Source organism: [Flexibacter] sp. ATCC 35208, assembly GCF_001975825.1.
Classification (GTDB): Bacteria; Bacteroidota; Bacteroidia; order Chitinophagales; family Chitinophagaceae; genus Chitinophaga.
Genome location: NZ_MTKN01000059.1, coordinates 1 through 25,155, shown reverse-complemented (window position 1 = coordinate 25,155; position 25,155 = coordinate 1). Strand labels below are relative to the sequence as shown.

Annotated in this window: 20 protein-coding genes; 11 read left to right on the top strand and 9 right to left on the bottom strand. The window is 44.9% G+C overall.

Annotated elements, in window-relative coordinates:
- Positions 1 to 316: 316 nt before the first annotated feature.
- Together BW716_RS27560 and BW716_RS27555 are read right to left on the bottom strand one after the other, a co-directional pair.
- Complete coding sequence (locus tag BW716_RS27560; RefSeq protein ID WP_083729072.1) at positions 317 to 1,192, bottom strand: FKBP-type peptidyl-prolyl cis-trans isomerase; 876 nt, start codon at positions 1,190 to 1,192, stop codon at positions 317 to 319.
- A 27-nt stretch (positions 1,193 to 1,219) separates the two neighbouring features.
- Positions 1,220 to 2,224: a bifunctional oligoribonuclease/PAP phosphatase NrnA gene (locus BW716_RS27555; protein ID WP_083729070.1), complete on the bottom strand. Its 1,005-nt coding sequence runs from the start codon at positions 2,222 to 2,224 to the stop codon at positions 1,220 to 1,222.
- Positions 2,225 to 2,487: 263 nt separating this feature from the next.
- Here BW716_RS27555 and BW716_RS27550 point away from each other — a divergent pair, with 263 nt between their 5' ends.
- The 3 genes from BW716_RS27550 to BW716_RS27540 all read left to right on the top strand — a co-directional run bounded on the left by BW716_RS27550 (position 2,488) and on the right by BW716_RS27540 (position 5,278).
- Positions 2,488 to 2,907, top strand: coding sequence for a nucleoside-diphosphate kinase (locus BW716_RS27550; protein ID WP_083729068.1), 420 nt, complete (start codon positions 2,488 to 2,490; stop codon positions 2,905 to 2,907).
- Between the two features lie 214 nt (positions 2,908 to 3,121).
- Complete coding sequence (xerD, locus tag BW716_RS27545; protein ID WP_083729066.1) at positions 3,122 to 4,018, top strand: site-specific tyrosine recombinase XerD; 897 nt, start codon at positions 3,122 to 3,124, stop codon at positions 4,016 to 4,018.
- 291 nt (positions 4,019 to 4,309) lie between these two features.
- Positions 4,310 to 5,278, top strand: coding sequence for a phosphatidylinositol-specific phospholipase C (locus BW716_RS27540; RefSeq protein ID WP_083729064.1), 969 nt, complete (start codon positions 4,310 to 4,312; stop codon positions 5,276 to 5,278).
- A gap of 91 nt (positions 5,279 to 5,369) precedes the next feature.
- On the opposite strand, the gene BW716_RS27535 is transcribed toward BW716_RS27540, so the two are convergent.
- Positions 5,370 to 6,164 carry a hypothetical protein gene (locus BW716_RS27535; RefSeq protein WP_083729062.1) on the bottom strand — a complete coding sequence of 265 codons (795 nt, stop codon included), beginning with the start codon at positions 6,162 to 6,164 and terminating at the stop codon, positions 5,370 to 5,372.
- Positions 6,165 to 6,569: 405 nt separating this feature from the next.
- On the opposite strand from BW716_RS27535, the gene BW716_RS27530 reads away from it, so the two are divergent.
- The 4 genes from BW716_RS27530 to BW716_RS27515 all read left to right on the top strand — a co-directional run bounded on the left by BW716_RS27530 (position 6,570) and on the right by BW716_RS27515 (position 9,224).
- Entirely contained in the window at positions 6,570 to 6,986 is a 417-nt protein-coding gene (locus tag BW716_RS27530) for a hypothetical protein (protein ID WP_083729060.1), read from the top strand.
- 81 nt (positions 6,987 to 7,067) lie between these two features.
- Positions 7,068 to 7,673 carry a hypothetical protein gene (locus BW716_RS27525; protein ID WP_083729059.1) on the top strand — a complete coding sequence of 202 codons (606 nt, stop codon included), beginning with the start codon at positions 7,068 to 7,070 and terminating at the stop codon, positions 7,671 to 7,673.
- On the top strand, positions 7,670 to 8,470 hold the full coding sequence (locus BW716_RS27520; protein ID WP_083729057.1) for a sensor histidine kinase: 801 nt from the start codon (positions 7,670 to 7,672) through the stop codon (positions 8,468 to 8,470). The genes BW716_RS27525 and BW716_RS27520 overlap by 4 nt, the downstream gene beginning before the upstream one ends.
- A gap of 94 nt (positions 8,471 to 8,564) precedes the next feature.
- Entirely contained in the window at positions 8,565 to 9,224 is a 660-nt protein-coding gene (locus tag BW716_RS27515; RefSeq protein WP_083729055.1) for a response regulator transcription factor, read from the top strand.
- Between the two features lie 195 nt (positions 9,225 to 9,419).
- Here the strand turns inward: BW716_RS27515 and BW716_RS27510 are convergent, their stop codons facing one another.
- The 3 genes from BW716_RS27510 to BW716_RS27500 all read right to left on the bottom strand — a co-directional run bounded on the left by BW716_RS27510 (position 9,420) and on the right by BW716_RS27500 (position 14,566).
- Positions 9,420 to 11,099, bottom strand: a complete 1,680-nt coding sequence (locus BW716_RS27510) for a sodium:solute symporter (RefSeq protein WP_083729053.1) — start codon at positions 11,097 to 11,099, stop codon at positions 9,420 to 9,422.
- 303 nt (positions 11,100 to 11,402) lie between these two features.
- Entirely contained in the window at positions 11,403 to 13,880 is a 2,478-nt protein-coding gene (locus tag BW716_RS27505) for a PIG-L family deacetylase (RefSeq protein WP_083729051.1), read from the bottom strand.
- A 356-nt stretch (positions 13,881 to 14,236) separates the two neighbouring features.
- Entirely contained in the window at positions 14,237 to 14,566 is a 330-nt protein-coding gene (locus BW716_RS27500) for a DMT family protein (RefSeq protein WP_083729049.1), read from the bottom strand.
- Positions 14,567 to 15,704: 1,138 nt separating this feature from the next.
- On the opposite strand from BW716_RS27500, the gene BW716_RS27495 reads away from it, so the two are divergent.
- From BW716_RS27495 to BW716_RS27485, 3 genes are all read left to right on the top strand, one after another.
- Positions 15,705 to 16,247, top strand: coding sequence for an RNA polymerase sigma-70 factor (locus BW716_RS27495; protein WP_083729047.1), 543 nt, complete (start codon positions 15,705 to 15,707; stop codon positions 16,245 to 16,247).
- A 102-nt stretch (positions 16,248 to 16,349) separates the two neighbouring features.
- The gene (locus tag BW716_RS27490) at positions 16,350 to 17,360 is read left to right on the top strand and encodes a FecR family protein (protein ID WP_083729045.1); all 1,011 of its coding nucleotides are present in this window, start codon (positions 16,350 to 16,352) and stop codon (positions 17,358 to 17,360) included.
- Positions 17,361 to 17,462: 102 nt separating this feature from the next.
- Positions 17,463 to 20,786 (top strand): SusC/RagA family TonB-linked outer membrane protein, encoded by a 3,324-nt coding sequence (locus BW716_RS27485; protein ID WP_179091293.1) that lies wholly within the window; start codon positions 17,463 to 17,465, stop codon positions 20,784 to 20,786.
- 216 nt (positions 20,787 to 21,002) lie between these two features.
- Here the strand turns inward: BW716_RS27485 and BW716_RS27480 are convergent, their stop codons facing one another.
- Together BW716_RS27480 and pyrR are read right to left on the bottom strand one after the other, a co-directional pair.
- On the bottom strand, positions 21,003 to 21,932 hold the full coding sequence (locus BW716_RS27480; RefSeq protein ID WP_083729041.1) for an aspartate carbamoyltransferase catalytic subunit: 930 nt from the start codon (positions 21,930 to 21,932) through the stop codon (positions 21,003 to 21,005).
- Positions 21,933 to 22,306: 374 nt separating this feature from the next.
- Entirely contained in the window at positions 22,307 to 22,834 is a 528-nt protein-coding gene (pyrR, locus tag BW716_RS27475; RefSeq protein ID WP_083729039.1) for a bifunctional pyr operon transcriptional regulator/uracil phosphoribosyltransferase PyrR, read from the bottom strand.
- Between the two features lie 97 nt (positions 22,835 to 22,931).
- On the opposite strand from pyrR, the gene BW716_RS27470 reads away from it, so the two are divergent.
- Positions 22,932 to 23,441: a peroxiredoxin gene (locus BW716_RS27470; protein ID WP_235643959.1), complete on the top strand. Its 510-nt coding sequence runs from the start codon at positions 22,932 to 22,934 to the stop codon at positions 23,439 to 23,441.
- 38 nt (positions 23,442 to 23,479) lie between these two features.
- Here the strand turns inward: BW716_RS27470 and pruA are convergent, their stop codons facing one another.
- Complete coding sequence (gene pruA / locus BW716_RS27465) at positions 23,480 to 25,111, bottom strand: L-glutamate gamma-semialdehyde dehydrogenase (protein ID WP_083729035.1); 1,632 nt, start codon at positions 25,109 to 25,111, stop codon at positions 23,480 to 23,482.
- Positions 25,112 to 25,155: the final 44 nt, after the last annotated feature.

Below are 25,155 nucleotides of genomic sequence, written 5' to 3'. Positions count from 1 at the left end.
AAAATGGTAATATCGACTTTGGTTATTCCATTCTCCTCACTAAAACTGTAATCTCATTCAGAGCCTGGCAATTCGGGAATTTCGTCTTTTGGCGGCAAAAGTGTTATATAGTTTAAAAATAGCAAATCATTTCTCATCTTTCTGTGCTTTAGAGCAATGCCGCACTGGACGATAAGGAAGAGGTGGACAAGAAAGTAAAACAAAAGCTGAACTACACATCAGCACAGGCCTAAGGATAACGGCATGAGGCTGTAATAAAAAACCGCCTCATAATTGACTTATGAGACGGTTTCTTTTTTCTATAAGAAGCTAATTACTATTTCTTCTTAGCTGGTGCAGCAGTAACCGCTGGCGCAGCAGTTGGTTTCTTGATATCCAGCAGTTCCACATCAAACACCAGTACGGAGTTAGAAGGGATCATCGGAGTTGGCTGTAAACCATAACCCAGACCAGAAGGCAGGATCAGGATAGCTTTTGTACCTTTCTTCAGAGAAGCGATACCAGCATCCCAACCTTTAATTACATAACCTTTACCAATTGGGAAACGGATAGGTTCCAGTTTTCTACCTGGGTTGATTGTAGAATCAACAGAAGAATCGAAAACTTTACCATTCAGCAGTTTACCAGTGTAGTTTACCACAACGGTATCACCTGGCTGAGGCTGTTCGCCACCACCAGCTACCTGGGTAGCTACATACACACCTTCAGCAGTAGGAGTAACCTGCAGGTTATTTTTAGCAGTGTATTCCTTGATCAGTTTCTGATCTTCCGCCAGTTGTTTAGCAGAGGAATATTTGCTTACTACCACGAAAGTAACGTTCAGCTTGTCACCTTTCTTAGCAAAAGGAGGACGTGGCTGAGGCAGGGAATCTATAGGAATAGCAAAAGTAGCGCTATCACCTTCTTTCAGAGAAGCCAAACCGTCCATCAGGTCCCATTTCTGCTGAGACTTCTGGATCAGTACAGGAACTGGCGCACCATTGCTTCTATCAGCAGATTTAGCCAGAAGGGAATCATTCAGCTTCTGGTATATGTTCATCAGCACAGTGTCACCCACTTTAAGCTGCGCACCACTACCTGATTTATGAACGATATAATCTACGCCACCGGGCGTCTTTTTTTGACCGCCGGCACCGCAGCTGGCCATTAACAGGCCTAATGCTGCAACTAACAACTGATTGTTCTTTTTCATTTGACTGTATTAGTAGGATTGAATGACTTATTGTAATGCTTCTTCGTTTTCGGCGATCGCGTCTACAAAACGCTGTACGGTCCTTTCGAGGGAGTCTGAACTATGACCACCTGCTGCATGGAAATGGCCGCCGCCGTCAAAATACTTACGGGCAAAGGTATTCACGTCAAAGTCTCCTTTGGAACGGAACGACAGCTTTACCTCCTGATGACGATCTATGATCAGCGCCGCCATCTTGATGCCCTGGATAGAGAGCAGGAAGTTGACCACACCTTCAGTATCGCCCGTCTGCAGGTCAAAACGCTTCAGATCAGTATATGGTATAGCGATCATGGCGGTGTTGTACTCATAATAAACCTCCATCCGGTTCAGCAGGCTATGGCCCAGAAAGCGGAGACGGTTTTCAAGGAAATTATCATAAATCGCCTGGTGAATGAGCTCGTGGTTCAGACCATGATCAAGCAAATCAGCCACCATACGGTGTACACGGGATGATGTAGAGGCAAAACGGAAAGAACCTGTGTCAGTCATGGTACCTGCATAGATACATTGTGCCATTGCATCGTTAATATAACGCTCTTCTCCCATTTTGTGTATTGTCTCATACACTAATAATGCCGTAGAAGCCGCTGTGGTGTCGCTCACCCCATATTCAAATACAGGCTGAGGCTCCAGGTGATGATCAATCAGAATCTTTTGACATTGCAGTGCCGCCAGATAAGGCTCCATGTTCTTGGTTCTGTACAAAGCATTGAAATCCAGACAAAACAACAATTCTACTCCCTCCAATGCCTTCATCGCTTTATCCTGCGAAGATTCGAAATCCAGCACTTCCTGTGAACCCGGCATCCAATTTAAGAAATCCGGGAAATTGGTAGGCGAAATAACAGTTACGTCGTGTCCTTTCTGCTTCAAATAATGGTACAAGGCCAGAGAACTTCCCATTGCATCTGCATCCGGTTTCTGATGCATTGTTATGACCACTCTTTTAGGGGTTTCCAGCAAAGGCTTAATTTCCTCGATCCTCTTCATTTTATATTAATAATATAATGTAACTGTTTTTACCGAAAAATGAAGTGCGAAGTTCTCTATTTAGCACAGAATTTCAAAATTTTTGGTCGCAGGATTTAAAATTCCCTATAGAAGATCGAAAATATAGGCTAAATACCTGTTTTAACAGTAGAATTCGCTCTTTTTTTCTGTCGGTGAGGAGTATCAGGCGCTTTTTTTTTCTGATTGCCTAAAATCTGGTTACATTTGCGCGCAAAATCCGCTAATTAGTTACTCAATATATTATGGCTAACAACAGAACCTTTACAATGATCAAGCCGGATGCCGTAGAAAACGGTCATATCGGTGGTATCCTGAACAAGATCAACGAAGCTGGTTTCCGCATCGTAGCGATGAAGATGACCAGACTGTCTGCTCAGAAAGCAGGTGAATTCTATGCAGTACACAAAGAAAGACCTTTCTATGGTGAACTGGTTGATTTCATGAGCAGTGGTCATATCGTAGCAGCTATCCTGGAAAAAGATAACGCTGTTGAAGAATTCCGCAAACTGATCGGTGCTACCAACCCAGCAAATGCTGAAGAAGGTACTATCCGTAAAATTTATGCTGAGTCAATCGGTCGTAATGCTGTTCACGGCTCTGATTCTGACGAGAATGCTGAGATCGAAGGTAACTTCTTCTTCTCTGGCCTGGAGAAATTCTAAGCTATTTCAGATATTCCAAAAGAGCGTCCTGTAAATTTACAGGGCGCTTTTTTATTGGAAATGGGTTTTATCATTTGTTGAAAATGGTTTCATCACTGTTGATGAATTCCCTTTTTCCATGAATGCTTTATTGAAAACAGACATCCATTCAACCATGAATTTTATGCCCGCTGGCGAATGCTCGCTTTCGAAACCGTTTTCTTAACTTGCACCTATGTGGGATATCTATCTGAAAGGATTCAAGGCTTATTTACAACTCGAACGTTCCCTCTCCGGCAACTCAATTGAAGCCTATCTTCGTGATGTAGAGAAACTGGTGCAATACCTGCAGTCTGCCAATCTCCCCCTCCCACCCCACCAGGTTGAACTCACACACTTACAATCCTGTGTACAGTGGATCGCTACACTCGGTATGACTGCTACCTCACAGGCACGTATCATCTCCGGCATCAAAGCCTTTTATAAATACCTCTTATTAGAAGACATCGTCAAACAGGATCCTACACAGTTATTAGAAGCACCAAAAACAAAGCGACAACTCCCCGATGTATTGAGTTTTGAAGAAATAGAGCTCATTATTGCACAGGTCAAAACAGGTACACCTGAAGGTGCACGTAACCGTGCTATACTGGAAACCATGTACAGCTGCGGGTTGCGGGTGAGCGAGGTGACGGGTTTACAAATATCACAGTTACACTTTGATGCGGGATTTATTCGTGTTATTGGTAAAGGGGATAAGGAAAGATTGATCCCTATTGGAAGGGATGCCATTAAATACATTAATATATATAAGGATGAAGTGCGGGTGCATATGCCCTGTAAACCCGGACAGGAGGATATTCTTTTTTTAAATCGCAGAGGGAGTGCACTGACCCGTGTGATGATCTTTTTAGTGATAAAAGAGTTGACAGTAATGGCGGGTATTGAGAAACAGGTATCACCTCATACGTTCAGACATTCATTTGCTACGCATCTGGTAGAAGGTGGGGCAGATTTAAGAGCAGTGCAGGAAATGCTGGGACATGAGAGTATTACTACGACGGAGATCTATACGCATCTGGATAGAGAGTATTTAAGAGATACGTTACAAAGGTTCCATCCAAGGTTTTGAGAAATAAGTTTTGAGAAATATTTTTTGAAACCAAATCATTTGATTTAATAAAAAAGAAAAATCCTTTCTTTTTTATTAAATGATAAGTGGTTCATTAAAACATCCCCTTTACAATTATTACCCTTTTGTTAATGATGCCCCACCCATTACCAACTTATCTATAACCTTATTATTTTGCACCTGAAAATTCAAACCTACAACCTGTTACACGTTTACACTGTCACGCTACCTATAGCTGTACAATGCATGCGTTAACATTTCCTATTGCCTGAAATTAAACGCACAAACCAAATGAAAGCGTCATCGCTCCTGCATGTTCCTACTACCATGCTGTTATCCCTCGTCCTGTTCAGCTGTTCGAAACAGGACATTCCTGCCCCCCGTTTAAATAACACCGTAGCAGCTACCAGCACTGTAGCAGCTGTAAGTGTTGCATCCAATAGCTGGATGACGGCGTTAGCAGACAACACCAATATTGCAGCCATCTCTATTCCCGGTACGCACGACAGCGGTGCCCGCGTAGAACCAGTATCTGGTACCGCCAAATGCCAGGATCTCTCTATTGCAGATCAGCTGGAAGCCGGTATCCGCTACCTCGACATCCGCTGCAGGCATATTGACAATGCCTTCGCCATTCACCACGGGGCCATCTATCAGAACCTGAACTTCGATGATGTACTGACTGCCTGCAAGACCTTCCTGACCAATCATCCAAAAGAAGTGATTGTGATGAGTGTAAAGGAAGAATATGATGCAAGCAACAACACCCGTACTTTCGAACAGACTTTTGATACCTATGTTTCGAAATATGGCAACATCGTTCTGAATGCTACTGTGCCTAACTTAGGAGAAGTGAGAGGCAGGATCGTATTGCTCCGTCGCTTTGCGGCAACCACCACACCCAAAGGCATCGATGCCACAAGTTGGGCGGATAACACTACTTTTACCATTAATAACGGTAACGCCAATTTGAAAATCCAGGATAATTATATTGTAAATGACAACGCTTCCAAGTGGAGTAATGTGACTGCATTATTTACTGAATCCAGCACGACCAGTAATAGTACCCTATATATTAATTATACCAGTGGTTACAAACCTTTAATCTTCGGTATTCCAAGTATCACTACTGTATCAGGCACTATCAATCCACAAATTGACACTTATTTTTCGACGCATACGGCTGGCAGGTATGGTATTGTACCTATGGATTTTGCAAATACAACAAGATCCACGGCTATTTTAAATACAAACTTCTAATTGCAATGTGGCACTGTTTTCAGCAGTGCCACATTGCAATCGGGCGGGAGTTATAAAACGCCAAAGGCGTTTTATAACTCCCGCAATTATTTTAGCCCACCAACTTATTCAACCAACTCATCGCCTTCTTCACCACCCCACCCTGCATCGTAATATTCATCACACTACATGCATCCACCGCTCTTCTCCCAGGCAATGTTGCTACTTCCGCCTGCTCTTCCCAAAGCAACTGCTTATCTCTATACACTTTAAAATAAACATCAGGGCCAAGCAACTGCCTGCCGGACAGTTGCTTTCTACTGAATCTGATCTGGTAACGCCCCCGATCGTCTGTGCTGCTATAAGCCAGCATACGGTGGTTACCTGCATTGTACGCTTCTACCCGTAATTGTGATTGTCCCTCATTATCGTGGGTACGCCTAACTATTCCGGCGATCACCCATGTACCATAGCTGGCTCGGATCTGTGCCCAGCTTTCAGCCGGTATTACATAAGCATAAGCCGCTACATACCGCTGTAAGGAATGCTTCCATTGAGGTACCAGCCGGCTCAGATGGAAATGTGTCTCCTTCCGCTCGCCTGCCTCCTCGGGCATGCCCTGTAAACAGATGTCCAACTCTAAAGGTTCCGTGAATAAGTGCAATTGCTCCCAGCTAAGATTGAAATTGCCGTGATGATCCAGGGCTCCTTCAGCCAATAGCCGATCGTGCTTATTCAACACCTCTGATGGGGTTAACTGTCTGGGGCCACTAAAAGTATTTTTATTGGGGTAACGATTTGATAAATGCCCATCCGGCAAATAAACCCTGATCCGGGCGTTTACCAACGGTTCAGTACAGTCAACTGAGAGCAATGCAGAAATGTTTCCAATTAATAGGTAACACATAGTCGTAAGTTTAAAAATTGGGGCCAACCCGGTTAACCTCAAATTTTGTTGTGTTTCTCTGCATGTCTACTAGGAATGAACAAACTTTGGGTAGAAAGGCCCTGCCGATGCTTGCTCGCATTGTGAGGATAGCCATACCCCACAATGCAAAGATTACGAAGTATCTTTTTTTAAACAAGCGTTAGAATACGTTGTTTTCAGAATACGTAGTTCTACGCATTTTTTAGGGAACCATACGTTAGATTATATATAAAAGCATCCATTTTTTAACACATAACGGCCTGACCCAAAACAAGATAAATTCATTTACCACCCCCGTATGGCACTAAAATGGGATACCAGGCACAGCTTTGAAAAGCGATTATTTATAATAATTTTACCGCCAATTAAAACAACAGCATTCGTATGAGTACTACTAAACCGAACTTCACACCAGATGCAGGTGGATTCATTCACCATGACGAAGCGAGACGTTTAAGGGACAACTACTGCAACAAAAAACGTCAGAAAGAACCAAACAATCCTGACTTCATTCAGGCCTACTTCTTCGGAAAAGAAAAACTACAGCAACTCCTTGATTGTCAGGAAGACATTATCGGACTGCGTATCTATTTCGGAGACGACCATGATCATCCTGAAAAGGAACTGAAGAAGATGGTTATTTATGCCGTAAATAACGAAGGACACAATGTACATTTCAAAGATTCAACCGCAGCAAAGCAGATGAATCTCCAGGTTGGCGCAGAAGCTCCTATCCAATTCGCAGCACTGGACCAGGGTTTACCATGTCCGACAAATTGCCCTGATACAGGAACCGTTTAAACCAAAACGCAGGTGAATTCATTTCTGATTTTTTTCTACATCATGGAGGGGGTCGAATTTTTACTTTTGATCCCCTTTATCATGAAATTCAAAATTCTCGATAAGGGTGGCAGATGGATCTTTTACTATCTTATCAGCAGTGCTGTTTTCGCAAGCGGCTCGCACCTGATCGCTCATATTTCGAGAAATAACATGTGGTTTTTCAGTCCCATGTCACTCATCCAATTCCTCATTCTTACCATCTTCTTTCATCATGTAATTAAAAACCAGCTACTCAAGAAAATTATTCTCATTGTTTTTGGACTCGTCACCTGTTTTGCGATAACTGACTACTTTTTCCTGGAGGGGCCAATGGCCTATAACTCCTATGCACTTTCCGTAGAAAATCTCTTTCTGTTACTGTATAGCGTCATTTATTTCTGGGAACTCATGCGCGACGAGGACCTGGTCAAACAATCCATCTTTGTCAATTACCTTCCCAGCTTCTGGTATAATAGTGGCCTGTTTATTTTCCATTGCTCCAACTTTATGTTGTCCCTGGCTTATAATTTTTTACAGCATTCCAGCTTTGCCCAATTTGACAGAGGTATACAAAATGCCACGCTTTCTATTACCTTTATCGGCGGCTTTGCAGAAGTAGTACTGATCTACATCGGCCTCCTCAAAGCTCAAAAATTCAGGTCATGAACAGTTACGAAGTAGTTATCATCGGTACGGCTGTGATGCTCACCATGGGCATCCTTGTCATCGTACTCGTTATCTTTCAGCAGAAACAGGTTATTCAACACAAACTCCTGATCAGGGACAAGGACCTCCAACTGCAAAAAGAACGATTGGTAGCCATTCTCCAGGGCCAGGAACTGGAACGCAAACGCATCGCAGAAGATCTGCACGATGAAGTTGGCGCACAACTTTCCGTGCTCAAACTCAACCTCAACCAGTTGCAGCCATTGCTCAAAACAGGCAATGGCGAACAGGAACAACTCAAAGAAACCAAAGAATTTACAGATACAATCATCCAGCACCTGCGCTTCATCTCACAAAGCCTGCACCCGCAGGCCCTTGAAAACCTTGGACTGAGCCGGGCGCTGGATTCCTTCTGTAATATGATGAACCGTAATAAACAGGTGCAGATCCACTTCACCGAAGAGAGTAACCACCACGTTGTGGAGCCCGAAAAAGCACTTAATATCTACCGCGTCGTACAGGAACTCATCAACAATATTCTGAAACACGCACAAGCCTCCCAGGTGCAGATCAACTATCACACTACGCCTACCCAGCTCAGCATCCACGTTGCAGACAATGGAAATGGCCTGCTGCTCAACTCCCTGGAAATGGCCCGTCATAAAACAGGCAGCCTGGGCCTCAAGAATATTGAAAGCCGCCTCAACATCATAGGCGGTACTATCAGCTACACTGCCGGGCAACCTACCGGTACCATTGCCGAAATCAAAGTAGAAAATTACCAGCGAGCTGAGTAATCATATTATTTTATTCTAGCTTTGTCCCCTGAGCAATAACACGTGAAATGAAAATCGGGACAATTTACGCAACCAATATAAACTGGCTCCCTCTATGACAAACAACATTAAGGTAGCTATTGCCGACGACCATAAAATCTTCCGGAGTGGGGTGATCAATACCCTCAAGCCCTATGAAAACATCAGTGTGGTGTTTGAAGCTGAAGATGGAGTTCATTTATTAGAAATCATGGAAACACAACAACCAGATGTGATTCTCATGGATCTGAAAATGCCCAACATGGATGGCATAGAAGCTACCAAAAAAGTTAGGGAAAAATATGCGCACGTAAAAGTGATCGTGCTCACCATGTATGAAGATGACAACTTTATCGTGCATCTTATCGAAATGGGCGCGAATGCTTACCTGCTTAAAAATGCAGAACCAGGTGAGATTTACGAAGCTATTTGTACTACCTACGAGAAAGGTTTTTATTTCAATGAAAATGTGAACCTGGCCCTCCTCAAGAAGGTCATGCACAAAACAAAGCAACAGTTCAAGCCTACTTTCCACAACGAGGTGCCCCTTACCGACCGCGAACTGGAAGTACTGCGCCTGATCTGTGAAGAACTGACTACGCAGCAGATCTCTGAAAAGATCTATTTGAGTCCAAGAACAGTGGAAGGACTACGCCAGAAACTGCTGGAAAAAACCGGGGCCAAAAACATTGTGGGCCTCGTAATGTATGCTTTTAGAAACGGCCTGATAGAATAGGCTGCAATCTTTTAGTAAAAGCCTGATAGACCGGGCTATTGTTCGTAATGTAAAGGTTTCAATCATCAGCATATGCCTGATTGTATCCAGACTATTCCAAGTCATGTGAACGGCTGCATTTATTAGAATAAACCTGATAGAACAGGCTAAATTTTGTCATGTGAACGGCTGCATTTATTAAAAATGAGCCTGCTGTTATTTGTCATGTGAAGGCTGAAATAATTGTATCATCCAGGCCAGTACGATCACTAGTATACACCCGATCGCATTGAGCCACAGGAATGAAACAATATTGGTAATAAATACGATGATCACCAGGATCTCCGACACTATTGCCGCCCAGAATACAGCCGTGCCACCGATCCGCTTACAATAAAACGCTACAAGGAATATACCCAGGATAACGCCGTAAAACAGCGATCCCAGTACATTCACCGCTTCTATCAGGCTACCCAGTTTGCTGGCAAACTGTGCTACCACTATACAAAACAGTCCCCAGATGAACGTCCACCAGCGGGATGCTTTAAAGTAATGTTCGTCCGGGGCTGTTGGTTTAAACTGTCTTTTGTAAATATCGATCACTGTCGTAGATGCAAGGGAATTTAATGCCGCGGCAATACTGCCCCAGGCAGCCAGGAATATAATGGCTATCAACAAGCCCACAAGGCCTTTCGGAAGATTGTGTACCACAAAATCCAGGAAGATATAATTGGTATCGTTCGTATCCGCTCCAGGATCTGCTTTTTTAATATACTCGATCGCTGTAGTACGTACTTTGAATGCATCTGCATCTGCGGCCTGTAGTTTTTGACGGGCCGCTTCTACGGTTGCATTGTCCTTGTTATGCAACGCATTTGAAAGCGCAATTGCCTGCTCCTGCTTTATCTTATTAAATCCGTCATATTGGGTTTGCAATACCTGCAATGTAGGCCCATCCACCTTATTCAGCTGCGCCTCATTAAAAAATATCGGCGCCCTGAAATACAGGTAAAACACAAATACCAGCGACCCTAATAATAAGATCAGGAACTGCATCGGCACTTTCACCAATCCATTCATCAGCAACCCAAAACGAGACTCCGTTACACTCCGCGCAGTCAGGTACCTGCCTACCTGCGATTGATCCGTTCCAAAATAAGAGAGTGCTAAAAAGAACCCTCCTATCAGCCCACTCCATATATTATATTTATCCTTCCAGTCAAAATCAGTCACTATCACATTCAGCTTATTCATCTTGCCCGCTACCTTCAGCGCATCATTAAATCCAATACCCGCCGGCAACAAATGAACCACCATATAACCAGCCAGGAACATCCCCACAAAAATGATCACCAGTTGCAATGTCTGCGTATAACTCACCGCACGTGTACCACCAGACACGGTATAAATAATAAGGAGTCCGCCCATGATTACATTGGTCCAGTATATGTTCCAGCCAAGTAAAGAAGAGAGAATAATAGCCGGGGCATAAATACTGATGCCCGTAGACAATGCACGTTGTATGAGAAATAATATCGCCGTAAAAGTACGGGTCTTACAATCAAAACGACCTTCCAGGTATTCGTACGCCGTGAACACTTTCAGCTTGTGATAAATAGGCACAAACGCAATACAGATCACCACCATCGCCAGCGGCAACCCAAAGTAATATTGTACAAACCGCATCCCGTCAGTATACGCCTGCCCCGGTGCAGAAAGAAACGTAACGGCACTCGCCTGTGTACCGATGATCGACAATAGTACGATGTACCAGGGCATAGACTGGTTATCCAGGAAGTAGCTGGCCATATCTTTCTGGCCACGGCTCTTCCAGATACCGTATAATATAATTCCGATTAATGTACCCCCCAGTACAATCCAATCCGCTACACTCATGAATAAACTTTAGTGAATAAATAAAACGCGCCGATCAGCAGCAACAGCCAGCCGACTACAACAGCATACCACTGCCACCATTGTGGCAGTAATGGCGGTTTATCTTTTTTCATAAGATACTTCCTTTAGCTTTGATTACTTTCTTCTGCTTAACATGTTTCCGCTCAATAGACCCAACGCGAGTCCTATCATTAGTCCGATATGAACCCGCTTGATTTCAATTCCTATGACCAGACCAAGTATAATGCAGACAATTGCTGCCATACTCAGTCTGGAGCGGTTTGGCTGTTTTTGTGTCGCCATTTATTTTTTTGTTGAAATCAGGTTCACAAATATGCGGTATGCGCCGGGCACACCTGCAGGCAGTTCTCTGAAGAACGCCAGTGAGGTGTATACATACCTGCCTTTGCCATACTTTGCTACAATGGTAGAACCATCCAGCGCCGGATCTCCCTGATCATGCATAGAGAAGAGCGACTCATACTTAGTATCTGCATTGGTAGTAAAGTATAGACCGCGTTCCTGTATCCATCCATCAAAGTCTTTCTGGGAAAGCTTGTTCGGATAATTCATGATCTCATCATCAGGACGCAGGAAAGAGACCTCCGCTTTTTCGTCGGTCACACGGTCACGGCTCAGTGAAAACGGATAAGGACCCATATCTGTGATTTGCAAAGGTCCGTTCACATTATACTGTACCAGCAGGGTACCTCCATTCTTTACGTACTCCATGAGGTGGGGCTGCCAGTATTTGATACGTGGATTAATATTATATACCCTTACACCAGTGATGATAGCATCGTACTGGCTCAGGTCTCCGTTCATAATATCTTTTTCGGTGAGGTGAGTGACTTCATAACCTACCTGCTGCAGACTTGCTGCTACCAGATCTCCTGCCCCATCTATATAGCCCAGTTTGCGCCCATTGTGTTGCAGGTCGACTGTCACCAGACGGCCGGCTGCATCCGGGAATAAAGTAATGGTAGGGATATGGTCATAGCTGATGGTCTGGATACCTTGTGCATAGCTATGGCCTTCGTCTTCAATGATCACTTTGAAAGTATCGGTGCGGTTGCTACCCGCTACTTTTGAAGGTGCAATGTGAAAGAGCAGGCTGGTCTCGTCGCCCTTACCACTGAGGTCAAAGGGCAGGGATGCCTCCTGACTGCTGAAGCCAGCAGGTAGTTGTAATCTCACTTTGCCTTTAGTAGCATTGCCCATGTTGCGCAGTTTTACCTGTACAGGTTGAGCAGTGGTGCTGGTAAATACAAATACGCTGTTCGCCAGGTTCGCCACCACAGGAGGTGCGATGATGAGGGGTGCGTATACTTCACCTTTCACAGGGTCGGTATGTTTGTATTGAACAGGACGGGAGATGGTCAGGTCTTCGCCATTAATTTTTAAATGAATGGTAGCCTGAATAGCTGGAATGTTTTCAGGGTTACCCACGAGCAGCGGGTCCTGTATTTTGTATTCTCCTACACCGTGTGGTTCACGCAGGTAATACGGTTCAGAGATCGGCGTATTATCCGGCACCAGTAGGGTGACAGGGATATTTTTTAGCTGGTTGAAGTCCAGTTTGTTTTGTGCGAGGGTAGTATCCTTGCTGCCAAAGGTAAGAGACTGGATCTGCACATGGGTTTTGCTATTGCAGATCACCTGCACGCTGCCCTGCATAGCCTGACCCGGTACAACGACTTCGTTGTTGCTGTAAGCCTCTGCCCATATGCCGGCACAGGCCAGGATGAGGTTTTCGGTTTCCTTCAGTTTCTGATTGCGCCAGTAACCTTCCGGCAGGGCCTGAATGGCCTTTCTGATGGCTAACAGCGCAGGCACGGTGGCAGCAGGGTTTTCTAAATTATAGGCAGCCCTGGCTTTGTCGATCATCATACCGATGGCTTTACCGCCTTCGATACGTGACCAGGTAGTATTGATACCATCCAGCAGACTTTCGCGGGGGGTATCGCCTTTGATAGTAGTAAAATATTCAAAGGAGCTACCCCGGGCAGCGGCTACGCCAAAGCCCTGGCTCTTGTGCTGAGAACGGCTTTCAGCGGCGATTTCGCCATAACCTTTACCCAGGAGGTAGTTGAAGACCCCCACATCCAGTTTGAACTGGTCTTCGCTGGTGGTATTAAATCCACCGAAGTTGAAAGTGTTCCAGAGCAGGCGTTTTACCTTCCAGGGTTTTACGTATTGTAATTGTTCAGGAAATCTTTTGGGATCGGCGGCGGCATCGAAGGCTTCGGCGGCGATCATTGCGGAGGCGGTATGGTGGCCATGCCCGGCACGGCTATCGGCAGGAAAGCGACATACGATGACGTCGGGCTGGAATTTACGAATGATCCAGACAGCGTCTGCAAGGATCTGTTCCCGGTTCCAGATAGTGAAGGTTTCGGTTGGATTCTTGGAAAAACCGAAATCCAGTGCACGAGTAAAGAATTGCTCAGCACCATCAGTACGGCGGGCAGCGAGGAGTTCCTGGGTACGGATCAGTCCCAGGAGTTCACCCTGTTCATTGCCGATCAGGTTTTGTCCACCATCACCACGGGTAAGGGAGAGGTACCCGGTACGATATAATTTTTCATTTGCCAGATAACCCAGCAGGCGGGTATTTTCATCATCAGGATGAGCGGCCATATATAAAACACTTCCCAGCGTATCCAACTTTTTCAGCTTCAGGGCAATGTCGGCAGAGTTGTTCACGGGCGAGGGTTGTCCCAGGGCCGTGATGGCCGCCAGCATGCCTGTTGCAAATGCTAAACAGATGCTCTTTACCATTACTTTCGAGGATTTAAACAGGCTCAAAAATAGTGATAATAAGGAGGTGTTTATGAAAATGTGATAAAAGGAAATGGGTGGGTGGAACAATAGTATAGGTTCGATATAGCTTCGGCACAACTTCGGTACTATAAGGGCACTAAAAGGGCACTTGTATATCCCGGGGATATACAAGTGCCCTTTTGATGTTGGATTGGTGACGAAGTTGTATCGAAGCTATACCGAAGCCAGACCGGAGTTATGCCGGTGTTATGCCGGAGCTAGACCGGGGTTATGCCGGGGTTATGCCGGGGTTATGCCAGAGCTAGACCAGAATTTTAACTAAGCTATACCGAAGTTTTGCTATAGCCATAGGGCTATTTCTTAAACATAAAGTACACGGCGCCCAGGATCAGGGCAAAAGACACGAGGTAATTCCACCTGATTGGTTCTTTCAGGTAGAAAATGGCAAAGACGGCGAATACGGAGAGCGTAATGACTTCCTGGATGGTTTTGAGCTGGAAGCCGGAGAAACCTTCCTGTTCACCCAGGCGGTTTGCCGGGACCTGGAAACAGTATTCAAAGAAGGCGATGCCCCAGCTGACAAGGATAACTTTCCAGAGAGCAACATGTGTAAATTTCAGGTGACCATACCAGGCGAAGGTCATGAACGTGTTGGAGATGATAAGAAAGATTATGGTACGCATGCTGCGAATTTACAGCGTTTTGGAAAAGAAAATACAGTCTTCCCGGGATTGTGAAACAGGTATGATTGGGGAAGTTTGTAAATAGAATAATCCGGTAGTTTATGGACCGTAGAGCAGGAGTGAATGGAAGGTTGGTTGTAAAAGAGCAAAAGTGAGTGAACAATTGGTTGTAAAAGAGCAGAAGTGAGTGAACAGTTGGTTGTAAAAGAGCAAAAGTGAGTGAACGGTTGGTTGTAAAAGAGCAAAAGTGAGTGAACAGTTGGTTGTAAAAGAGCAAAATCCGGTTTTAGGGTTATTCCCGCTGCAATGTATGGGGGAGTTTATAAAAAGAAAAATCCGCTCATTTCAGAGTCGTACCCCTAAAATGAACGGATGCAGTTTGTAAATAGAAGGTTATCAGGAGGCCAAATACCCACCCGTTAAATTGGCAAGCATAGCGGGACTGGGTATGGTATCTTTTTCCTTTAGCAAAATAGATAAAAAAAATAAACCGGCCCAAAAGAGCCGGCCGGTTGTTACAGGTCTCAACTTTCCTATCATGCTTAGGAGTTGTAAGTTTTCAGAGTGCGCAAAGGGGACTTGTACCCTTCTTGCATCATATATAATGATCTCTGGTAATAATCTAAGGTATAGGCACCTGCCTTTTGCAAGTATGTTACGGTGTGGTATGACTGCTTACCTCTATATTATATATAGAGGGGTCGCTCTCGTATCACAGGCAAATCCATGCCTTCCAATCACCGCTGCCCTCAGGCAGTGGTTTCCTCCCCAATTTGTCAATACCACTCTGTCTTTCCTAAATAAAGAATGGTTACTCTTTAAATAATTTTTAGCAGGCGCCTGCTAAATGCCGGCTTCTTATTCACTGTCTACATATATAATACAACCGTTAATATCCTTACCATTAGTCCGTTTTAAAAAAAACTTGTCTTTTTTAAAAAAAAGGGGGCTCAGAAATAAAAGACCAGCCACAGTGGCCCATTTACAAGTATAAAAAATTTATTTACTTTTTTTGTCTGACCGCTGATCCCCTCAATTAGCCGGATAATTGATAGAATAACCATAATTTTGCTATATTCTGTTTTTGAATGCCGATTTTAGTTTTATTTTAAAAATGGAATGAAAAGATAGTTACAGGATGCTGCCGCTCAACAATACAGATATAGTCACCGGGGTTCGGAACAGGGATAAACAAGTTTTTGAAATTATATTCAATCAGTTTTCGCCATCCATGTTCAGCATTGCCTTGCGCTACCTGAAAGATCAGGAAGAGGCGCAGGACATTGTGCAGGATGTATTTCTGAACCTGTGGCGCACTGCCGAAAACCTGGATGAGCGCGCTCCTATCCAGCACTATCTGGCCAGAGCTACAGTAAATACCTGCCTGAACCGTATCAAGAAAACCCAAAGGCAGCAGGCATACGCAAAGGAACAGCAACAAACGCAGGAACCGGGCACCATTGAGCACCTCCTGCTGGAACATAAAGAACTGGAAGCTCAGTATCTCTCCATTTTAGAAAAACTACCCGAACAGTGCAGACGGGTCTTCGAGATGAGTCGCATTAAAGGATTGTCACCCGCAGAGATATCGCAGCAATTAAATATTTCCATCAATACAGTATACACACACCTTACCACCGCACTCAAAAAAATCAGGTTGGGACTGCTCAATCAGCAGTAGAGGGGCATACATATATAATATATATAGGCGCCCAAGAAAATGTTAAAATTTTTCCACGGGGACTAATGGTAAGTTTATTTTTGATTGTATTAATAGTAAGAGATGAAACTACAGCAACCTGATATCGATGTCGTTATCCGCTACCTGGAAGAACCAGGACATGAGGAGCACAAACGTTCACTGGATGAATGGTTGCAGATGGATGCTGCCAATTTGGATATCTTCTTAGAAACCAAATCCTTATGGCAGGGCGACGATCTGTTGCCTACAGCAGCTACCTACAATACCACGCAACAATGGCAAAGGTTTGAAACCCTGTTAGCTACGGAAGAAGTACTCTCCGGCAACAGTACCCTTACCCCAGTCACATCCAATTCAACTCCCGTTATAAAGATGCGGAAACCTGTACACCGTTACTGGTGGGCAGCAGCCGCTTCCGTGCTACTGATGGCAGGAACTTACCTCCTGGTCCGTCAGCCAATGTATACGACCCAACAAACCGCACAAAATAAAGATAGCCTGCTGTTGCCAGACGGTACCAGACTCTATCTGAATGCACATACTTCTGTCAAATACCCCCGCCACTTCAAAGGTGATACCCGCGAAGTATACGTACAACAAGGGGAAGTATTCGTAGATGTAAAGCATATGCCTGAAAAACCATTCACCGTTCACCTGAAAAATGTGGACATTGAAGTACTTGGTACCTCCTTCGATGTGAAAGAAACCAAACAGGACGTAAAAGTCTTTGTACAGAGTGGTAAAGTAAGAGCTATTTACAAGAACAGGAACAAATCTGTGATCCTCATCCCGGGCCAGGAAGCCGATATGCTACTAGCCAGCGAAAGCATCACCACCCGTCACCATAGAAATAATAATCCTATCGCATGGAAAACTGGTCAGCTTACCTTTGACGATGCCTCATTGTCAGAAGTTGCCGACATACTCGAAGATTATTATAAAGTACATATCGTACTAAAAGGTGATGAGCTGGCCGATAAAAAGCTGATCGCAACCTTCCATAAGGAATCCCTTTCTGAAGTACTGGACATCCTGTCAAAAACACTGCAGGTACATACCGTACAGAAAGATAGCCTCGTAGAAATTTATTAAGTACTTCCGGAGAAAATGCAGGAAACTCATAAGGCACTCCGGAAGGCCGCTTTAACCAAGCGCTGGTACATCGCACTTTTTTGTGCATGTATAGGGCTTCTTTTGGCATGCCCATCAGTGAAGGCCCAGGATGCTGATACGATTCACGTATCCCTGAAAGTAACCCGCACTCCCCTCCGCCAGGTACTCCGCCTCGTCGAAAAACAAACCGGCCTTACCTTCGCTATTTCTTCCACCGTCATAGAAAATTCCAGGAGCATCACAATCAATGCTGATCACCAGCCATTGAATACCGTGCTGCAACAATTATTCTCAGGTAGCAAATACGCATTTGAAGTCAGGAATAAACAAATCATCGTCTTCCCGATCCTGCAATCCGCCCCCGTGAGCGGAATACCGAAAATTCAGACCAAACCGGAACCTGAAGTATTCACGGTATCAGGGGTCATTTCCGATGGAGAGAAGCCACTGGCAGGAGTTTCTATCAGGGAAAAAGGGACGCGAAATGGCGTGAGCAGCAATGAAACAGGTCGGTTCAAACTGACGGTGAATAATGGAGATGCTGTTTTACAGATTTCACTCATCGGCTACGAGCCACAGGAAATACCACTCAAACAAAGAAGAAACCTGGATATACTGCTGGCAGGCGATACCAAAATACTGAATGACCTCGTCATTATCGGATATGGTATACAGACCAAAGCAAACATCACCGGGTCTATCGCCAAAGTAGAAGGACGCCGCCTCAAAAGCCGGCCTGTAACGAATGTACTCGCCGCCCTGCAAGGCACTGCTCCCGGCCTGCTCGTAACCCGCCTCAATGGACAACCCGGCAAAGAAGGATTTAATCTCCAGATCCGGGGGCTCTCTTCCGGCAATAACAGCGATCCACTTGTGCTTGTAGATGGTGCACCCGGTTCCATTACCTTACTTAATCCCAACGATATTGAATCGATCTCCGTACTGAAAGATGCTGCCGCTGCGAGTATATATGGCCCCCAAGCCGCTGGTGGCGTGGTACTCGTAACGACCAAGAGAGGTAAAGCAGGGAAGATCAGTGTTGAATACAACAGCCTCTTTGGTTTAGAGCATCCGATCAATTTGCCCAAACGTATGCACTCCTGGCAGGCAGCGACTTTGCAAAACCAGGCAGCGGCTAATGCCGGCATGGATCCCATCTGGACAGACCAGGAGATCGGTTACCTAAAAGACCCTGCTGTTGGAGCAATTGCTGATGGCAATGGAGATTATAAATATTATTACGACAATGATCCGCTGAAAAACGTGACCCGTCAGAATAGTTCCGTTTCCAATTTTAATATCAGTGCACGTGGTGGTTCTGCAGATCACCAATATATGTTGTCATTAGGACAGTTTTCCCGACAGGGCTTGTTTAATACCGGGCCTGATAATACGAATAGGAATAACGTACAACTGAATATCAATAACCGTTTCAGCGATATGATCAGCCTGGAAACGAGTTTGCAGTATGCGAAAAGTCATACACAATCACCCGGCTATCGTGTGGATGGGTACAATGGTTTATTGAATTATTTATACCAGGCACCGGGCAATGTTCCAACATATGTGCCCAATACAAGCAATTATACAACCGGTTATAACCCTATTTCGCTCTTACAGCACGGAGGCAAACGGGATGAACAAACATCTTTTGCTGATGCGACCTTTAGTCTGAAAGCAGAAAATCCTGTGAAGGGGTTAACGCTGAAAGCAGTGTACAGTCCGCAGATCACGCATTACTACGATGGGCTTGGCAAGCAAACTATCAATTACTATAACGGAAATGGGTATGTAAACAGCATCAATGATCCGAACTCTCTGAAAAGAGGCGATCAGCTGGAAGTACAGCATAGCCTGCAGTTACTGGCCGATTATGATATTCCTGCCGGCAAACTGAATACCATTCACATTCTTGGAGGCTATGCTTACGAGAGTCATTATCAGCGCCAGAAGATCTCTTCGCTCTACAATGTATCGGACAATGAGATTGCTACACTGGCATTTAATCAGCCTACATGGGCGGATATTCGCTGGTACAAAGCCTCCGGCTCACAGGGATCACTATTTGCAAGGCTGAATTATAACTTTAATGACCGGTACCTGGTGGAAGCGAACCTGGTGGCAGCAAGGCTGTTTTACAATAGTTCTACCATGAATTCGATTACCCGCCAGCACATCTTCCCTTCTTTCTCTGCGGGCTGGCGATTGAATAATGAGAAGTGGTTTAACCATGCCTTCCGCATCTTTGATGAGTTTAAACTGAGGGCTTCATGGGGGCTGTTAGGGAACTTCAACTGGCGGTCCGGGTTGAATGATTATAATTACCGTGATCAGCTGAAATATCCGCAGGCGTATCCATTGTTGAACGAGGATTATACAGACAGGTACATGCCGGGGAATAATAACTGGGAGACGATCAATACGACAAATGCGGGGTTGGACATGGCTTTCCTGAAAGGCCGCCTGACCGTGACAGCGGATTATTTTGTGAAGCACAATCCGCGTATACAGATAGCAGAACAGACTTTACCTCCTTATAATTATGCTTATCCTTCTTTCTTTATAGCCAGTATGCGGTCATGGGGATGGGAATTGAATATTGGGTGGAGAGATAACAGGGGGCCGTTTAGTTATTGGGTGAATGCGAATCTTTTTGACGACCAGAATAAGATCTTGCAATCGAATGGGAATACAGCATGGCTGGCGGGGAATAATAAAGGACTGGAAGGATTGCCTTATAATGCGATCTTAGGGTATAAAGCGGAGGGGTATTTCCAGAGTAATGATGAGGCGAATGCGCATGCATTTCAGAGTACGGCTACGGCTGCGGGAGATCTGAAATATGTGGATCAGAATAATGATGGGATTATTAACGGGGGTACTAATACGAAAGCAGATCATGGGGATCTGGTGTATTTAGGTAGTTCACAGCCGAGGTATTCTTATGGGTTTGATGCGGGATTTTCGTGGAAGGGGTTGGATTTTTCAGTGTTCTTCCAGGGGATTGGGGAGCGGAAGGTGATAGTGCCGGCGAAGTATAGTATGCCGTTTGTAGAAGGGTGGCAGCAGCCATGGCAGATACATGCAGATTACTGGACGGCGGAGAATACGAAGGCGGCTTTTCCGCGGTTATATAATGGCTATAGTCAAAATCTGGCGCCTAGCTCTTTTTGGGTGATGAATGCGGCCTATATACGATTGAAGAATTTGCAGTTGGGGTATACGTTTAGATTTGCGCATGGGCAGCCATTGATTAGTAGTCTGAGGGTGTATTTTTCAGGGCAGGATCTGTGGGAGATCAATAAGATGAAGATCAGGTATTATGATCCGGAGCAGGCGGCGAATACGGGGTATCAGTATCCGTTTTTCAGGTCGTTTACGTTGGGGATGAATGCAATATTTTAGACGGGAATGGTCTTTAATAAACACTTTCCTTTTTCATCAGTTACTTACATCATTTCACTAATAAAACATTCATGAAAGAGGGAATTCTCCAACGGGGGAATGAAAACCATTTTCAAAGAAATGGAATTCTCCAACGAAGATGAAAACCATTTTCAGAAAAAAACGCTTTTACCAAACGGTAAAAGCGTTTTTACTTATTGGGTTTGTTAGTATTGTCTAGTGTTCCTTTTTCCCTGCCAGCAGGTACAAAACTGCCATACGAACCGCTACCCCATTCTCCACCTGGTTCAGGATGATAGAATGTCCGGAGTCAGCTACATCAGAGCTTAACTCTACGCCGCGATTAATCGGGCCCGGGTGCATAATCACGATCTCTTTCTTAAGACTATCCAGCAGCTGGCGGTTTACACCGTAAGCCAGTGAGTATTCTCTCAGAGAAGAGAAGAGCGGTGTATTTTGTCTTTCCAGCTGTATACGCAGTACGTTTGCCACATCACACCATTCCAGTGTTTCGCGGATGTCGTAGCTGACATTTACACCCAGTGCTTCCTGCATGTGCTTAGGGATGAGTGTAGGCGGACCTACAACAGTTACCTCTGCGCCCAGTTGCTTCAGGCAGTAGATGTTGGACAGTGCTACGCGGGAGTGCATGATATCGCCACAGATGGCGATTTTCTTTCCTGTTACGGTACCGAGCTTTTCCCTGATAGAGAAGGCATCGAGCAGCGCCTGGGTCGGGTGTTCGTTGATCCCGTCACCGGCGTTTACGATAGGTACATCAATGTGTTTGGATAAGAAGTGTGGCGCACCGCTGGCTGAGTGTCGCATGACTACCATGTCCACTTTCATGGAGAGGATATTGTTTACGGTATCGATGAGGGTTTCACCTTTTGATACCGAAGATCCTGATGCTGAAAAATTCACCACGTCGGCACCGAGACGTTTCTCCGCCAGTTCGAAGGAGATACGGGTGCGGGTGGAATTTTCAAAAAATAAATTAACGATGGTAGTATCCCTGAGCGTAGGAACTTTTTTGATAGGTCTCTGTAAAACCTCTTTGAACTGATCAGCCGTTTGAAAGATAAGTTCTATATCCTGACGCTTCAGACCGCGAATTCCGAGGAGATGATTTACTGATAATGACATTTAAGATGCAAATATAAATGACCTGAATACAAAACCCAAAATCAATATCCGGACGGTATGGTAAAATTATTCGAAATTGATGGCATTAAGGCGGTGATGGTTTGTCTGTTTCACATTTCCGGGCAGATGGGTTGTTGTTTGAATTAGATAATGACGGCATTACGCTTGTCACGATCCAGCCAGTATACTTTTACCATTTGCGGCCAGAGAGTTCCCTGTTTTATTGGATACTGACAGCACCATGACCGTCACGATCCTTCCAACACACTTTCATTATCCCGGCCAGACATTATGCTGCTACTCAATAATAACAGCATCATGCCTGTCTATCTCCTTCCAGCACACTTTCATTATCCCGACCAGACATCATGCTGCTACTCAATAATAACATCATCATGCCCGTCACGATCCTTCCAGCGCACTTTCACCATTTCCGAATTGACAGCATCGATGGTACGCCCTACATAGTCCGCCTGAATAGGTAGTTCGCGGGTAAACCGGCGATCTATCAATACAAGCAGTTCTACCTCAGAAGGTCTGCCGAAATCCAGCATTGCATCCAGTGCGGAGCGGGTGGTACGGCCGGTGTACAGCACGTCATCGATCAATACTACTTTCTTATTTTCAATTGAAAAATCGATAGCGGTTTCGTTAGGCACATGGAGTGCTTTCCCTTTATTGAAGTCATCACGGTAGAAGGTGATGTCAATTCTTCCGTACTGGATTTTTACGCCTGGCAGCAGCTTCTGCAGGGTATTGTAGATTCTGTCAGCCAGATAAATACCTCTGGGCTGAAGTCCGATCAGCGCAGTTTTGGAGAAGTCTCCATGATTTTCGATAAGCTGGTGACAGAGTCTGTCAACAGTGATGGCCACTTGTGTACCACTCAGTATGGTCTTCAAAGTATGCAGTTTTAGGGGGTAAAAATAAGGAATATGAAAATACCGGGGGCCAAAAAATACGTATATCTTGCATACGGTTAACTTAATCATAAATTATATGAAGCAGCTTCTTATGTTTTCATTGTCCTTCTTTGTTTTTGCATGTAATTCCAAATCCCAGCTGAAAGTAGGTGATAAAGTACCGGCTTTCCAGCTCAAGGATCAGGATGGTAATACCTTTGATATCAATTCTGTGCTGGGGAAACAGCCATTGGTGATCTATTTTTATCCAAAGGATGAGACCAGTGTGTGTACGAAAGAGGCGTGTTCTTTCAGGGATTCTTATACCGCTTTTTCACAGTATGGGGCGAAGGTGATAGGCATTAGTTCTGATGGGGTGGCTTCGCATAAAAAGTTTGCGCAGCATCATAATCTGCCATTTACGTTATTGGCCGATACTTCTAATAGTGTGCGGAAGTTATTTGGGGTGCCGAAGACGTTTGTGATTCCGGGGAGGGTGACTTATGTGGTGGATAAGCAGGGAGTGGTGGTACATACTTTTAATAGTATGAAAGATGGGGAGAAGCATGTGACGGAGTCGCTGGCGGCGTTGAAGGGTATTAAATAATGGATAAGGGCACTTCTTTCGAAGTGCCCTTATATAACTTATGCTTCTTTCACAAACGGATACCCATACTCCGTAGGCGGTACCAGTGTCTCCTTAATCGTCCTTGCACTTAACCACCTGTACAGGTTCAGCATAGACCCTGCCTTATCATTCGTACCAGAAGCTCTCGCACCACCAAAAGGCTGTTGTCCTACCACCGCACCTGTCGGTTTATCATTAATATAGAAATTACCCGCAGCATTCACCAGCTTCTTAGTAGCCAGGTCAATTGCGTAACGATCCTGTGCAATGATAGAACCAGTCAATGCATATGCAGAGCTGCTATCTACCACGCCAATAATTTCTTCAAATTTATCTGCATCATAAGTGTAGATCGTCAATACGGGGCCGAAGATCTCTTCGCACATCGTTACGTATTTCGGATCTGTTACTTCGATCACAGTTGGTTCGATAAAGTAACCCTCTGTCTTATTGTAGTTACCACCAGCAATGATCTTAGCAGCAGGATCTTTTTTTGCATTCTCAATATAGTTAGTGATCTTATTGAATGAACGCTCATCAATCACTGCATTGATAAAGTTGCTGAAGTCTTCCACTGTACCCATTTTCATGGTCTTCAGTTCTGCCAGCAGACGGGTTTTTACCGCTTCGGCAATGTTAGAAGGCAGGTAAGCGCGACTCGCTGCAGAGCATTTCTGACCCTGGTATTCAAATGCACCACGTGCCAGTGCAATCGCAGTCACATCTACATCTGCAGAAGCATGTGCCAGTACGAAATCTTTACCCCCTGTTTCCCCTACGATACGTGGGTAAGCTTTGTATTTATTGATGTTCTGACCGATCGTCTGCCACATATGCTGGAACACAGCAGTAGAACCTGTGAAGTGAATACCTGCAAATTCAGGATGACTAAAACAGATATCACCCAGTTTAGGACCATCCACATAAACGAGGTTGATCACACCCGCTGGCAAGCCAGCTTCGATCATGATCTGCATGAAAACATGTGCAGCAAATACCTGGGTATCTGCTGGTTTCCAAACGACCACATTTCCACACATCGCAGCAGATGTAGGTAGGTTACCTGCAATCGCTGTGAAGTTGAACGGTGTTACTGCCAGTACGAAACCTTCCAGCGGACGGTATTCGGTACGGTTGTGAACCCCTGGAGAGCTGACAGGTTGTTGTTTATAGATCTCAGAGAGAAAATGCACATTATAACGCAGGAAGTCGATCAGTTCGCAGGCGCTATCGATCTCGGCCTGGTAGGCATTTTTGCTTTGACCGAGCATGGTCGCAGCATTCATGTGATAGCGGTATTTAGTAGCAATCAGTTCAGCGGCTTTCAGGAAAATAGCAGCGCGTTGTTCCCATGTAGTAGCAGCCCACTGTTCTTTAGCGGCCAATGCTGCTGCGATGGCATCATTGATATGGGAGGCATCGCCCATGTGGAAATGACCCAGTTTGTGCTTGATTTCGTGTGGAGGGCGCAGGTCAACGGTTTTTCCTGTGCGGATTTCCTGGTTGTTGATGTACATAGGAATATCCGCCTGTTGCGCCTTAAAGGCAGATAGTTGCTTTTTCAATGCAACCTTTTCTGGCGATCCGGGTGCATAGCTGTAAACCGGTTCATTTGCCGGTGCAGCAAAATGAAAATAAGCGTTGTGCATTCTCAAAGAGTTTTTGTTGTAACGAGATAATGAAGTTGTTTACA